A 12,767-nucleotide genomic window follows, 5' to 3' on the forward strand; every position below is an offset into this window, starting at 1 on the left:
GGAAGGGGAGCAGAAGAGACGGTCGCATGTTCGGCGTGCCAGCGCCGCGGCAAAGCCGCGTCGTCGGTCCTTGGCTGTGCCAAGGCCGGCCGGGCTTGCGCTGGGCGCGCGGACGTCGCCGCGCTGGCGCTGCGCCTCACTTAACGAGATCCGGAATACGCTCGAAGATCCCGATCGTGAAATCGCTCAGCAACCCGAGGATCAGGCTACCGAAGATCAGGATCGACACCGCGACCACGACCAGCTTGGGCACGAACGACAGCGTCTGCTCGTTGATCGACGTCGCCGCCTGGATCATGCCGAGGATCAGCCCCGCGAGCAGCGCCGGGATCAGGATCGGCGCGCTGGCGAGTGCCAGCACCCACATCGTCTGGTTGGCGACGGTCAGGAAATATTGCGCATCCATGGTCTCAGGTCGCGAACGAGTTGGCGAGGCTGCCCATCGTCAGCGCCCAGCCATCGACGAGCACGAACAGCAGCAGCTTGAACGGCATCGAGATGATCGTCGGGCTGAGCATCGCCATGCCGAGCGACATCAGGACAGTCGCGACGACGAGATCGATGACGATGAACGGCAGGAAGATCAGGAAGCCGATCTGGAACGCGGTCTTCAGCTCCGAGGTGACGAAGGCGGGGAGCAGGACCGAGAAGGGGATGTCGGTGGACGACGCGTACGGTCCGGACTTGGCGATCTGCGCGAACATCGTCACGTCCTTGATCCGCGTCTGCTTCACCATGAATGCGTGGAGCGGGACGCCCGCGGTGGTGATCATCTGCGTGCCGGCCAGCTGCCCGGCGGCATAGGGCTGGATCGCGGTCGTGTTGATCTGGCTGATCGTCGGCGCCATGATGAAGAACGACAGAAACAGCGACAGGCCGAGCAGCACCTGGTTCGGCGGCGTCTGCTGGAGCCCGAGCGCCTGGCGCAGGATCGCGAGCACGATGATGATCCGCGTGAAGCTGGTCATCATCAGCAGGATGCCCGGCAGGACCGTGAGCAGCCCCATGATGATGAGGACTTGCAGCGACAGCGACAGCGAACCGCTCTGGCCGGTATTGCCTGCGGCCTGTCCGCCGAGCTGGCCGAGCGCGCGATCGACCGCGTCGCCGACCGCGGGGTTGGTCGGGGCGGGGACGGCTTGGGCGAAGGCGGGCATGGCTAGGAAGAGGGCGAGGAGAAGGGCGAGCCCTATCCAAACTAGGCTGTTTCCCCGCGAACGCGGGGATCCAGGACCAAGCAGCGCGCCGTTCGTGGCTCCTGGATTTCCGCGTGCGCGGGAAAACGGTTTGGCGGTCGACGCGGCAAACAAGGCCGGGCCCGAGCCCTTGCGGGTCACCGTCGGACGAACAGCGGCGGTCATGCGTCGACCTTGTCGATCAGGTGCACGCCGCCACGACCGACCGAGACGAGCAGCCGGCGGCCCTCGAAATCGATCACCGCGAGGCGCAGGCCCGGCGAGATCATCATCGTTTCCTTGACGCCGATCAGCCGGGTCGACGGCTTGCCCGGCATGCGGCTCTCGAACTTGCGCCACAGATACAGGCAGCCGAACATGAGGCCGCACACCAGCGGCAGCAGGATGACGAGCTTGAGGATATAGGTCCAGAGCATCGAAATCAGCCGCGCTTGTCGGGGCTGACGAGCTCGGTCATCCGCACGCCGAAGCGCTCGCCGACCGTGACGACTTCGCCGCGACCGATCAGCGTGCCGTTGACGAACACGTCGAGCAGTTCGTTGGCCTGGCGATCGAGCTCGATCACGCTGGATTCGCCGAGTGCGAGCAGTTCGCGCAGCGTCAGGCTGGTCGAGCCGATCTCGACGGTCAGCTTGACGTCGACATCCTGGAGCAGCCGGAAATTGGCGGCCACCGCGGCATCAACAGGGAAGCCTCCGGTCATGTCGTTCATGCTGCAAATCCTTCGTCGAAACGGGTAATCGAGGTGAGCTGGATGGCGGCGAAGCCATTGGACGTACCGACTGTGCCGCACCCGAGCCGGTTGTTGCCGACCATCACCGGCACGTCGCCCGAGATGGTAATCGGGATCACGTCGCCGGGTTTCAGATCCATCAGCATCGTCAGCTTGACGACCGGTTCGGCGAGGACCGAGCGGATCGGGAAGCGCACGTTCATCGCGGCGCGGGTCAGCTCGTTGCGCCACGCCGGATCGGGCTCGGCGGACTTGCCGACGACCTTGGCGGTCAGCGACGGCGCGTGCGGCTTCAGCGCGGAGACGGGGTAGACGAGGTCGAGGAACACCGGCTTCGCGTTCCCCGCGGCGATGCCGAAGCGCGTGACGATCATCGCATCCTCGCCGTCGAGATCGGCGATCATCGCCGGGTTCACCTCGACACGCGTCGGCAGGAAGTCGAACCGCGCCATCGGCTCCCACGCGGTCTTGAGCGGGGTTGCGATCATCTGCCCGATCCGCGCGACCATCGCTTCGGCCGCGGGGGAGAATTCGCTCGGCAGCACGTGCGGCGCGGCGCCGGTGCCGCCGAAGAACATGTCGAGCATCTCGAGCACGAACTTGCCGTCCATGATGCACAGCGCCTGCGCCATGCCCGGCGTCATGATCAGCGGCAGCCATGCGGTGAGCGCGTCGCTGCGCTCGGCGCGGTAGTCGGTGAAGCGCTGGACGACCAAGGGCTCGGCCCAGCAGCGGACCTCCTGGCGCAGCAGCGGCTCGAACACGCCGCGCAGGCCGCGCGCGAACCGGGCGGAGAGATGCTGCAACGAATGCAGGTCGCCGAACGGATTGAGCTTGGCCCCGCCCAGCACGCCCTGATGCAGCACGCCGTCCTTGGGTGCGCCGGAGCGATCCCGGTCGCGTCGCTCGCGTGTCTTTGCTGAGGCCTCGTTAACCATGCCTCACTGAACGACGAAACTGGTAAAGTAAACGTTACCGATGCCGCCGAATCCTTCCTTCTGCTTGAGCGTATCGTTGATCGCCTTGGCCAATCTGACCTGCAATTGGCGCTTGCCGTCGCTGCTCATCACCTGCTCCTCGGTGGTGTCGCCGAGCGCCATCAGGATCGCGGAGCGGACCGCGATGTCGTTGGTCTTCAGGTTGGTGATGACGGTGTCGTCATAGGGCGTCGAGACCGCGACGCCGACCTGGACGAAGTGCACCGAGTCCTGGAGATTGGAGGTGAAATCCTTCTCCAGCGGGTAGTAGGTCGAGGCGTATTTGTCGCCGCCCTGCCCTGCGGGGGGCTTCATCCCATGGTTTTCGGGCGCAGCCTCGTCGCCGCCATGACCGCCGCCTTCGCCGCCCTCGGTTGCATGCTTCTGCTCGCTCTTGGGGACGAGCTTGGGCTTGCCGTCGTCAGCCGCCGCGGCATGACCGCCGCCAAGCAGGCCTGCGTTCGACGCGTAGACGCCTGCGCCGACGCCGCCGCCGACCAGCACCAGCAGCGCCACGCCGCCAATCAGGATCGTCTTCATCTTGCCCTTTTTCTTCGGCGCGGCGTCAGGCGTTTCTTTTGTGTCGCTCATGGTGTCGTGGTCCTTCGGTTCAAGCGATTCGGATGTCGTCGGGCGTGTTCGCGATCAGGGTCGAGGCCGATGCGAGACGATTCGAGGTTTGGGGAGGCGTCGGCGAGCGCTGCTGCGGTGCGCCGCGGTCGGCGTCACCGAGCGATCCTTGTGCAAGCTTCAACCCGCGCGCCTCGGCAAGGTCTGCAAGCCGCGGTTGCGCGTCCGCGAGCAACGTCCGCGTCGCGGCCTGTTCGGCGCTGAAGTGGACGCGCACCCCGTCGCCGTCCTTTCTCACGCTCACGTCGATCGCGCCGAGCGCGTCGGGGACGAGGCGGATGCGCGTGTCGACCGCATCGGCAGCGTCGCGGAGCATCTCGATCCGCTCGATCATCGCGTGCGGCCAGCGCTCCTGGCGCATGTCGAGCGGCGCCTGTTGCGTATCGGCGACCTTGATCTCATGCGTCGCGGCGGCACCCACCGGGGTCAGCGGCGTATCGGAGGGGGCGGCGGGGATGTCGGGCTCGTCGCGTTTCCCGGTCGCCGCCTGGATCGCCGCGCCGAACACCATCGCGGCCGAGGCGACCGTACCGGGTTGCGCCGGAACGATGCCGGGTTGGACGTCGGGTCGTGGCGCGGCGAGGATAACGGGGGACGTAGCGGGCGCGGTCCACCGCACCATGTCGGTGGCGGTCACAGCCGTGGTCGGCGTGTCCACGGCCTGTGCGCTCGCGCTCGCTGGCGGCACCGCGGCCATGATCGCAGCCGCGAGTTGCATCGCGGGCGTGCCGCCTGCCTGCGCCGGGGGCGGGGGCGGCGTCAGCGTTGGGGGCGGGGCGGCATGGAGCTCGGTAAACGCTGGCGTCGGTGCCGGCGTCGCCGTCGGCGTTGCCGTTGGGGCATGAGGCGTCATCTGCGTGAATACCGGCCGGTGCACGATCGCCGACGGCGTGCCGGTCGCATCCGCAACGCCCATGACAGCCGGCGAAGCAGGGAAAACGGGAACCGGCGTCGCGATGATCGGCGTCCACACGAATGCGGGGTCGGCTACGATACCGGGGAGCGGCAAGCCATTGCCGGTCGCGGCGTCATCCTGCCGCGGCTCATCTTCCGGCGCTGCGGCGGTGGAATCCGGTTTCGCCTCGTCGCTGACCATGTCGAAGGAGTCGGCGAAATCACCCGATTTGCCGCCCATTTTCGCAGACGCTGTGCGCGGGTGGAGAGGAGCGGAAGGGGAAAGGGTCGCGGTCTGGATCATTCGGGCACTCGCGTTCGGGCGTCTGCCCGTTATTCAGCAAGGATCGTGCCGAACCTTCCGAAAGGCGGGCGCGTCTTCCATCGCGCGGATCGCCTTCAGCACCGCATCGGCATCGGCGCGTGCGAGCAGCTTTTCGACCGCGCTCTGGTCGCGCTTGGCGGCACGTGTCGCCTCGGTCGCGCGCGCGACACGAGACTCCGCGGCCTGCACGCGCTCGACGGCGGCGTTGGCGGATTGTTGCAGGCGGTCGCGGTAATGCGCGGCCGCGCCGAGCGACACGGCGACCTGCGTTTCATGAACCGGCGCGACGGCCTCGGCGAGACGTGCGATACGGCCTGAGAGCGCCTGTTCGCTGGCGAACTTGTCGTGCGCGCGCGCTTCGTCGGCGCGGGTCAGCCCCAGCTGGAGCGTGCGGACGCGGTGGATGCGCGCCAGCGTCTTGCTGCGGGCATCCGCCATGTCAGCCGCCGAACACGCCGGTCAGTTCGGCAACCGCGTCGTCGAGCGAGACGTTTTCGTCGGCGTCCTGGCGGATATATTCCATGACCGCCGGATGGCATGCGATCGCCGCGTCGATCGCGGGATCGGCACCGTTTCGGTACGCGCCCATCAGCACGAGATCGCGGTTTTCCTCGTACGTGGCGAGGTGGCGGCGCAACGTCCGCGCGGCCTTGGCGTGATGCGAGGGGACGATGTCGGTCATGACGCGGCTGACCGACGGGCCGATGTCGATTGCGGGGTATATCCCGCGCTCGGCAAGATGGCGGTTGAGGACGATGTGGCCGTCGAGGATCGACCGTGCGGAATCGACCACCGGATCGTTGCCGTCGTCGCCGTCTGCCAGCACCGTGTAGATCGCGGTGATCGACCCGCCCGTATGGACGTCGACGCCGGCGCGCTCGATCAGGTTCGGGAGCATCGCAATCGCGCTAGGCGGATAGCCGCGCGCGGAGGCGGGCTCGCCGAGCGCGAGGCCGATCTCGCGACCGGCATGCGCGACGCGGGTCAGCGAATCCATGATCAGCAGGACCTTCTTTCCTTCATCGCGGAAGGATTCGGCGATCGCGTGCGCTCGCAAGGCACCGCGGATGCGGAGGACGGGGGAGTGATTGGCGGGGACGGCGACGACGACCGATCGCTTCCGCGCGGTGCCGGCGACCTTGGTTTCGAGGAAGTCGGCGACTTCCCGGCTGCGTTCGCCGATCAGGCCGATGACGATCACGTCGGCCTGCGCGGCGCGGACGATCATGCCCAGCAGCACCGACTTGCCGACGCCCGAGCCCGCCATGATGCCGACGCGCTGGCCCTGGCCGATCGTCAGCAGGCCGTTGATCGCGCGCACGCCGACGTCGAGCGGTTCGCGCACCCGCCCGCGATCGAGCGGCGACTGTAGCTTGCCCGCCAGCGGCCAGCGACCCGCGCCACGGATCGGGCCGAGCCCGTCGATCGGCTTGCCCGCGCCATCGACGACGCGGCCGAGCATGGCGGCACCCACTTCGGCTTCGCCCGGCGCGCCGATCGGCTTGACCGGCGCGCGCGGAAGGAGCGCGGCGGGGCCGCCCAGGTTCATCATCAACGTCCGGCCGTTGCGAAAGCCGATGACTTCAGCCTCGACGCTCGCCGCGCCTTCGCCGACCTGGCAGACGGTGCCGACCGGCAGGGTCAGTCCGACCGCTTCCATCAGGAGCCCGTCGAACGAGGCGAGGCGACCGGAAACCTTTGGCTTGGCGACGAAATCGGTGTTGGAGAGGGTTTCGAGATAATCGGCGGTAAAGCGATTGAGCATCAGCGGGGCACCGGGACGCGGTCGATCGCCTGCGCCAGCTGGTCGATCCAGAGCTCGGGGCCATCCTCAACGATCGTCGAGGCGCTTTCGAGCACGAAGCTGCCGCGCGCGACGCTCGGATCCCCCGCCGCGAAGATCGATTTCGACAGCCGGCCTTCGAGCAGCGCGACGTCGTCCGGGTGGACGCGCAGCAGCGCGGATTCGGCGGAGTCGGCCAGCAGTTCGGCAGCGGTTTCGATCCGACCCGCGAGGATGTCCGGCGCGATACCAACCTCGCCGACGAGCTTCGAGACGAGCAACAGGACGGTCTGGCGGAGTTGCGCGGCGACCCGCTCGCGGTCGATCCGGTCGGCGCCGAGCGCGGTGGCGAGGTCGCCGAGCAGCGCACCGTCGCGGTTCGCGGTCTCCTGCGCCGCGAGCGCCGCGGCGGCGAGTCCTTCGGCGAACCCGGCGGCATGCGCCGCGGCGAGCGGATCGATGAACGACGATTCGCTCGCCGGATCGAGCGGATCCCAGCCCGCGGTCGGGTTCACGTCCTTGTCCGCCGGACTGAAATGCTTGGGTTCCGTGCTGAAGCTCGGCGCGGCGAAATTCGGCGTGTGGCGGACGCTCGCGCGCTCGCGGATATCCGCGGCGGCAAAACCCGAGGGTGGCGCAAACGCGCCGGCCAGGATGTGCGCGGTGGTGGTGTGGCGCGACGCGAAGCCGGCGGTGAATCCGTTAGACATAATCGTCTTCGCCCCCGCCCATCTGGATCGTGCCGTCCTTCGCGAGCCCACGCGCGATCGCGATCATCGCCTTTTGCGCCTCGAGCACTTCGGCGAGCTTCATCGGCCCGCGCGCCTCCATCTCGTCGCGGATGCCGTCGGCGGCGCGCGCCGACATACAGCCGAGGAAGCGGTTTCGGACGCCTTCGTCGACGCCCTTCAAGGACTTGGTCAAAATTTCGCTGTCGACGTTGCGGATCAGCGTACCGAGATTCTTGTCGTCGAGTTCGAGGAGGTTATCGAAGACGAACATCGCCTCCTCGATCGCCTTTGCGACTTCGCGGTCGATCTTGAACAGTTTCGGCATCACGCGCTGTTCGGTCGCCTTTCGCGCGCCCGACAGGATCTTGGCGGCCTCGCGCGTGCCACCCAGCGTGACGCCGGCCGAGCCGGGCGCGGAGGCGGTACGGTTGGCAAGCACGACTTTCAATGTCTCGACCGCCTCGGGTGTGATCGGGCCAAGCCGGGCGATGCGGTGGAGGATGTCGGGCTGGACCGCGTCGGGCAGCAGTTCGAGCACCTGACCGCCGATCGACGCGTCGAGGTTGGCGATCAGGACGGCGGCGATCTGCGGATGTTCCTTCTCGATCATCGCCGCGATCTCGGTCGCGTCGAGCCAGTCGAGCAGTTCGAGTTCGCACGCGGCCTCGGGCGGGGTGATGCGTGCGAGCACGCTCTCCGCCTTTTCGGGGCCGAGCGCGCGGTTCATCACCGCCTCGATCTGCGGGCGCGGGTCGAAGCCGATCGCGGTGCGCTCGCGCGCGCGGTCGACGAAATCGTCGAGCACGTCCTCGACCTCCTGCTCCGACACGTCGGCGACCTTGAACATCGCTGCGCCGAGCTGTCGCACCTCTTCGGGTTCGAGCTTCTGGAGGATGGCGGCGGCCTCTTCCTCGCCGACGAGCATCATCAGCACCGCGGCCCGCTCGACGCCGGTATAGGTGCGGAGCGCAACCTCGGTCACTTCGCGTCCGCCTTGATCATGTCGCGGACCGCGAGCGCGGCGCGGGTCGGATTGTCGCGGGTGAAGCCGCGGACCGCGCCGATCCGGTCGTCATAGCCGCGCGTGTTCTCGAGCTGATCGAGGCTGACCGGCGCGGCGACCGTCATACCATCGGCGTTGGCCGCGCCGATCGGCTGGCCGAGCGCGGGGCGCGCGCCGGCGTCGTCGCGCTTCTTCATCAGCGCCTTGGCGATCGGCCGCACGCCGAGCAGCAGCACCAGCAGCGCGATCAGGATCGCGGTGCCATTGCGCGCGAGCACCGGCAGCCACGCATTGTCGTACCATGACGGGCCGGCATCGGCGGCGGCATCGACGCCGGCGAACTTGCGGCTGATCACCGTCACGTTGTCGTTGCGCGCCTGGTCGAAGCCGACTGCGCTCTTCACGAGATCGGTGATCTGGTTGATCTCCATCGCGGTCCGCCGGCCCTTTTCGGGATCGCGCAGGAGGACGGCGACCGACAGGCGCTTGACGCCGCCGGGCGTGGCACGCGTGACCGACACTTCGCGGCCAAGATCATAGGCGCGCTGATACTGGTCGGATTGCTTCATCGCGTCGGGTGCGGGGCCGCCGGCGACGGGCTGCCCGGCGGGCGCGCCGGGGTTGCCGGTCGCGGCCTGCGGGGCGGACAGCGTGCTGGCGGCCGGCGGCGTGTTGCTCAGCGCACCAGGGATGCCGCCGGGAGCGCCCGCGGCGCCGTCCTTCTGGTTACCGGTCCAGTTGCCCGTCTCGGCACGCAGGACGCCCTGCTTCTCATAGCTTTCGCGCGTCGCCTGGCTCTCGTCGAGATTGACGTCGGCCTGCACCTCGGCGGTGAAGTTGCCCGCGCCCACGAGCGGGGTGAGCAGCGCGATCAGCTGCGTGCGATACTTGTCCTCGATCCGACGCTGGATATCGATCCGAGCGTCGCTGGCAGCCCCCGCGCCGTCGCTGCCGCCGGCCTTGGTGAGCAGCGCGCCCATCTGGTCGACGATCGTCACCGCCTCGGGCTTCATGCCGGGCACCGACGAGGCGACGAGGTTGATGATCGAGGCGACCTGCGCCTCGCTCAGCGACCGCCCGCCCTGGAGCTTCAGGATCACCGACGCCGATGGCGCGGCGTTGTCGCGGACGAACACCGACGCCTCGGGCATGGCGAGGTGCACGCGCGCCTCGGCGACCGCGTCGATCTCCTCGATCGACTTCGCCATCTCGGATTCGCGCGCCTGGCGAAGGCGTTCGCCCTCGACCGCACGGCTGACGCCCATCGGCAGCTGGTCGAGGATCGCATAGCCGCCCGGTGCCGCCTTGGGCAGGCCCTGGCCCGCCAGCAGCATCTTGGCGCGGCTGTAATCGTCCTCGCCGACGGTGAGCGCGCCGGTGCCCTCGTCGATATGGCTCTTGATGTTGGCGGTGGTCAGCGCGGACGTGACCGCGGCCTTGTCGGAATCGGGCAGGCCGCTGAACAGCGTCTTCTGCGTCGGCGTCGACAGGCTCATCCACGCCAGCGCGGCGGCGGCGATCAGGCCGACCATCAGTGCCATCGGCAGCGAGCGGCGAACCGCCGGCTGCGCCATGACGCCCTTGATCTGCTGGAGGGGATTGGCGAACCGTTCGGTTGCACCAGACGAAGCGGGGATGAGTGCGGTGCTCATGTCAGACCGGCATGCTCATGATATCCTTGTAGGCGGACAGCAGCTTGTTGCGGACCTGCAACGTCGCCTCGAACCCGACTGACGCCTGCTGGCGGGCGAGCATCACTTTCGCGATGTCGACCGTTTCGCCGCGCTCATAGCTTTCGCTGAGCTTGGCGGCCTGGGTCTGGCCGTCGTTGACGCTTTTCAGCGCGGTTTCCATCGTGTCGGCAAAGCTGGTCGGCTTGACCGTTTCGGTCGGCGCTACGGCGCCGCTCGCCCCGGCGCGCGACAGCGCCTGGTTGCGTTCGAGAATCTGCGAACGCAGCGCCATGACGCGGTCGACGCTCATCGCGCCGCCGCCTATTCCGCTGACGCCGCTCATGCCGAGGCGGCCCAATTATGCACGTTGCCGATATCGTCGCCCTGCTCGCGCGCCTTGGCGAGGCGATAGCGCAGCGTGCGTTCGGAAATGCCGAGGCGCTTGGCGGTCTCGATTCGGCTGCCGTTGCAGGCTTTCAGCGTCTCGCGGATCGCGGCGAACTCGCTCATCTGGACGATGTTGCCCAGAGTCCCGGGGGGCGTCTCGGGCTCCGACGGTGCTAGGGGCGCGAGCGAGACGACCGGTGCCGTGCGCTGGAAGGTCATCGACACGGGGCGGTCGAACACGATGTGGTTCGCCTCGATCGTGTCGCCGCCGCAGAACAGCAGCGCGCGCTGGATCACGTTCTCGAGCTCGCGGACGTTGCCGGGCCAATCGTGCAGCATCAGCTGCTCGATCGCCGCATGGCTCGGCCAGGGAATGACAGTGCGGCTGCCGGCGTGACGCAGGATCAGCGTGGCGGCGAGCGCGGGGATATCCTGCGGACGCTCGGCGAGCGACTTGGTCGCGAGCGGGAACACGGCGAGGCGGTAATAGAGATCGGCGCGGAACCGGCCCGCGGCGACTTCGGCGTGGAGATCGCGGTTGGCACAGGCGATGACGCGGACGTCGATCGGCTGCGGCACCGAGGCGCCGAGCGGCACGACTTCGCGCTCCTGCAACACGCGGAGCAGCTTGGCCTGCAGCTGGAGCGGCATCTCGGCGATCTCGTCGAGCAGGATCGTGCCGCCGTTTGCCGCGCGGAAGAAGCCGTCCCCCCCCGACGACGCGCCGGTGAACGCGCCCTTCTGGTGCCCGAACAGCAGCGCCTCGAGCATCGATTCCGGGAGTGCGGCGCAATTGATCGCGATGAACGGCTTGTCCTTGCGTGCGGAGCCGTTGTGGATGGCGCGGGCGAGCACTTCCTTGCCGGTGCCGGTCGGGCCGTTGATAAGGACCGTGATGTCGGCGGCGGCGACGCGCTCGGCCAGCGCCAGCAACGCGAGCGATTCGGGGTCGGCGGCGGTCGGCATCTCGGGACCGCCGATCAGCGCACGCGCGAAGCCGTTGCCGACCGCGGTGTCCTCCGCGGCAAAGCTGATGCGAGCAGGCGCACCATCCCGCGACGGCGTCACCTGGCGGCCTTCGCAGCCGATCACGACGGTGCGGGCGGGAGCGGTGATACCCTCGCCATCCGCGATCAGGAACAGGTCGTTCGGCGCTGGCTGGCTGGTCTCGAACGAGCCCACGCCGAAGCCCTGCGCCCGCAGCGACGAGACGAGCGCGTATTTCCGCGAAGTGACTGCAGCTGATGGAAAGATCGAACGCATGGTGTTCCCCCTGGACGATTCGGGGAATGCGCCAAGGGTGGTAAATTCGCGGTTAAACCCTGCCGTCGACCGGCAGATTATTTCCGGGCGCGTTCGCGCAGGCATACGTGCGCGCCGCGTTTGCGCGCGCGAGCCCCTATGCGCTGACCCCTGTGAGGCGCGGTTGAGCCGGCGGGTCGCGTCGCTGCGGGGCTGAATCTTTTTGCTTAAGTCTGTCCCGAAGCGGCCGTTACCTCACTCGACGGATCGGCACTTCGCCATGGGGGCGGCGCGGATCGTCGAAGATCACGGAGATTCTCATGACTGTCATCGGCACCAACATCTCGGCGCTTCGCGCGACCAACGCCTCGACCAAGGCCTCCAACATGCTGGCCACGTCGATGGAGCGCCTGTCGACCGGCAAGCGCATCAATTCGGCCAAGGACGATGCCGCCGGTCTGGCGATCTCGTCGTCGATGACCGCTCAGATCAAGGGCATGAACCAGGGCATTCGCAACGCGAATGACGGCATTTCGATGGCGCAGACCGCTGAAGGCGCGCTCGATGAGGTCAGCAACAACCTGCAGCGCATGCGCGAACTTGAAGTCCAGAAGGGCAACGGCACCTACTCGGCCAGCGACAAGGCCAACATCAAGTCGGAACAGGATGCCCTGGCCAAGCAGATTTCCAACGTGCTGACCAATACGACCTTTAATGGCGTCAAGCTGTTTGACGGCAGCGTTGGCGCAAGGGGCCCCGTTTACGATACCGATGGGACCACCGTCCTCACCCAACCTGTCGCTGGCGGAAAAGTTTCCATCCAGGCGGGAGCGAATTCAAGCGACACCATTTCGCTGAACTTGGGTAGCGATCTAGGAGCAGAAGCGACCGTCAGTGGTACTTCGTTGACTGGGGGCGTCGGATCGGTAGTCGACAAAACCACGCCGACCGCGGTGGTCGCCAAGGGTGGACTGGCGGACTATGACAACGCGATCGCACTCGTCTCGAACCGTCGTGCATCGCTCGGCGCGTCGCAGAACCAGCTGCAGTCGGCGGTCAACAACCTGACCTCGAACGCAACCAACCTGTCGGACGCCAAGAGCCGCATCGAGGACACCGATTTCTCGGCGGAAACGACCGCGCTCGCCAAGGCGCAGATCCTCAGCCAGGCGTCGACCGCGATGCTCAGCCAG

The 12,767-nt window shown here is 67.6% G+C and carries 15 protein-coding genes; 1 reads left to right on the forward strand and 14 read right to left on the reverse strand.

Translation table 11 applies throughout. The annotated features are described in order from the left end of the window. Window positions 1-136 precede the first annotated feature (136 nt). The 14 genes from fliQ to ASE88_RS08635 form a co-directional block, all read right to left on the reverse strand. The gene (fliQ, locus tag ASE88_RS08570; protein WP_055874447.1) at window positions 137-406 is read right to left on the reverse strand and encodes a flagellar biosynthesis protein FliQ; all 270 of its coding nucleotides are present in this window, start codon (window positions 404-406) and stop codon (window positions 137-139) included. Window positions 407-410: 4 nt separating this feature from the next. Continuing rightward, window positions 411-1,361, reverse strand: coding sequence for a flagellar type III secretion system pore protein FliP (gene fliP, locus ASE88_RS08575; RefSeq protein ID WP_082463202.1), 951 nt, complete (start codon window positions 1,359-1,361; stop codon window positions 411-413). Then, complete coding sequence (locus tag ASE88_RS08580; protein ID WP_055874442.1) at window positions 1,358-1,612, reverse strand: flagellar biosynthetic protein FliO; 255 nt, start codon at window positions 1,610-1,612, stop codon at window positions 1,358-1,360. Before ASE88_RS08580 ends, fliP begins: the two co-directional genes overlap by 4 nt. A gap of 5 nt (window positions 1,613-1,617) precedes the next feature. Continuing rightward, complete coding sequence (gene fliN, locus ASE88_RS08585) at window positions 1,618-1,908, reverse strand: flagellar motor switch protein FliN (RefSeq protein ID WP_056054132.1); 291 nt, start codon at window positions 1,906-1,908, stop codon at window positions 1,618-1,620. After that, entirely contained in the window at window positions 1,905-2,867 is a 963-nt protein-coding gene (locus ASE88_RS08590; RefSeq protein ID WP_055874435.1) for a flagellar motor switch protein FliM, read from the reverse strand. Before ASE88_RS08590 ends, fliN begins: the two co-directional genes overlap by 4 nt. Before the next feature lie 3 nt (window positions 2,868-2,870). Next, a complete protein-coding gene (locus tag ASE88_RS08595) occupies window positions 2,871-3,497 on the reverse strand; it encodes a flagellar basal body-associated FliL family protein (RefSeq protein ID WP_055874432.1) in 627 nt (208 codons plus the stop codon). Window positions 3,498-3,516: 19 nt separating this feature from the next. Continuing rightward, entirely contained in the window at window positions 3,517-4,671 is a 1,155-nt protein-coding gene (locus ASE88_RS08600) for a flagellar hook-length control protein FliK (RefSeq protein ID WP_056477536.1), read from the reverse strand. 96 nt (window positions 4,672-4,767) lie between these two features. Next, the gene (locus ASE88_RS08605; protein WP_055874426.1) at window positions 4,768-5,193 is read right to left on the reverse strand and encodes a hypothetical protein; all 426 of its coding nucleotides are present in this window, start codon (window positions 5,191-5,193) and stop codon (window positions 4,768-4,770) included. A gap of 1 nt (window position 5,194) precedes the next feature. After that, window positions 5,195-6,520 (reverse strand): FliI/YscN family ATPase, encoded by a 1,326-nt coding sequence (locus tag ASE88_RS08610; protein ID WP_056477538.1) that lies wholly within the window; start codon window positions 6,518-6,520, stop codon window positions 5,195-5,197. After that, a complete protein-coding gene (locus ASE88_RS08615; protein ID WP_055874420.1) occupies window positions 6,520-7,248 on the reverse strand; it encodes a FliH/SctL family protein in 729 nt (242 codons plus the stop codon). The genes ASE88_RS08610 and ASE88_RS08615 overlap by 1 nt, the downstream gene beginning before the upstream one ends. Further along, entirely contained in the window at window positions 7,241-8,251 is a 1,011-nt protein-coding gene (gene fliG, locus ASE88_RS08620) for a flagellar motor switch protein FliG (RefSeq protein WP_055874417.1), read from the reverse strand. Before fliG ends, ASE88_RS08615 begins: the two co-directional genes overlap by 8 nt. After that, window positions 8,248-9,924 carry a flagellar basal-body MS-ring/collar protein FliF gene (gene fliF / locus ASE88_RS08625; RefSeq protein ID WP_055874415.1) on the reverse strand — a complete coding sequence of 559 codons (1,677 nt, stop codon included), beginning with the start codon at window positions 9,922-9,924 and terminating at the stop codon, window positions 8,248-8,250. The genes fliG and fliF overlap by 4 nt, the downstream gene beginning before the upstream one ends. A 1-nt stretch (window position 9,925) precedes the next feature. Then, the gene (gene fliE, locus ASE88_RS08630) at window positions 9,926-10,288 is read right to left on the reverse strand and encodes a flagellar hook-basal body complex protein FliE (RefSeq protein ID WP_055874411.1); all 363 of its coding nucleotides are present in this window, start codon (window positions 10,286-10,288) and stop codon (window positions 9,926-9,928) included. Continuing rightward, complete coding sequence (locus ASE88_RS08635; protein WP_055874408.1) at window positions 10,285-11,595, reverse strand: sigma-54 interaction domain-containing protein; 1,311 nt, start codon at window positions 11,593-11,595, stop codon at window positions 10,285-10,287. The genes fliE and ASE88_RS08635 overlap by 4 nt, the downstream gene beginning before the upstream one ends. A 299-nt stretch (window positions 11,596-11,894) precedes the next feature. Between ASE88_RS08635 and ASE88_RS08640 the strand changes: the two genes are divergently transcribed. After that, the coding region (locus ASE88_RS08640; protein ID WP_235527884.1) for a flagellin at window positions 11,895-12,767 on the forward strand (873 nt) is incomplete at its 3' end.

Origin of the sequence: Sphingomonas sp. Leaf38, assembly GCF_001421825.1 — a bacterium.
In the GTDB taxonomy this organism is placed as follows: domain Bacteria; phylum Pseudomonadota; class Alphaproteobacteria; order Sphingomonadales; family Sphingomonadaceae; genus Sphingomonas.

What these genes read in the sequence shown, in the direction of transcription:
- fliQ (WP_055874447.1), bottom strand. Translation starts at nt 406, where the DNA reads ATGGATGCGCAATATTTCCTGACCGTCGCCAACCAGACGATGTGGGTG.
- fliP (WP_082463202.1), bottom strand. Translation starts at nt 1,361, where the DNA reads ATGACCGCCGCTGTTCGTCCGACGGTGACCCGCAAGGGCTCGGGCCCG.
- ASE88_RS08580 (WP_055874442.1), bottom strand. Translation starts at nt 1,612, where the DNA reads ATGCTCTGGACCTATATCCTCAAGCTCGTCATCCTGCTGCCGCTGGTG.
- fliN (WP_056054132.1), bottom strand. Translation starts at nt 1,908, where the DNA reads ATGAACGACATGACCGGAGGCTTCCCTGTTGATGCCGCGGTGGCCGCC.
- ASE88_RS08590 (WP_055874435.1), bottom strand. Translation starts at nt 2,867, where the DNA reads ATGGTTAACGAGGCCTCAGCAAAGACACGCGAGCGACGCGACCGGGAT.
- ASE88_RS08595 (WP_055874432.1), bottom strand. Translation starts at nt 3,497, where the DNA reads ATGAGCGACACAAAAGAAACGCCTGACGCCGCGCCGAAGAAAAAGGGC.
- ASE88_RS08600 (WP_056477536.1), bottom strand. Translation starts at nt 4,671, where the DNA reads ATGGGCGGCAAATCGGGTGATTTCGCCGACTCCTTCGACATGGTCAGC.
- ASE88_RS08605 (WP_055874426.1), bottom strand. Translation starts at nt 5,193, where the DNA reads ATGGCGGATGCCCGCAGCAAGACGCTGGCGCGCATCCACCGCGTCCGC.
- ASE88_RS08610 (WP_056477538.1), bottom strand. Translation starts at nt 6,520, where the DNA reads ATGCTCAATCGCTTTACCGCCGATTATCTCGAAACCCTCTCCAACACC.
- ASE88_RS08615 (WP_055874420.1), bottom strand. Translation starts at nt 7,248, where the DNA reads ATGTCTAACGGATTCACCGCCGGCTTCGCGTCGCGCCACACCACCACC.
- fliF (WP_055874415.1), bottom strand. Translation starts at nt 9,924, where the DNA reads ATGAGCACCGCACTCATCCCCGCTTCGTCTGGTGCAACCGAACGGTTC.
- fliE (WP_055874411.1), bottom strand. Translation starts at nt 10,288, where the DNA reads ATGAGCGGCGTCAGCGGAATAGGCGGCGGCGCGATGAGCGTCGACCGC.
- ASE88_RS08635 (WP_055874408.1), bottom strand. Translation starts at nt 11,595, where the DNA reads ATGCGTTCGATCTTTCCATCAGCTGCAGTCACTTCGCGGAAATACGCG.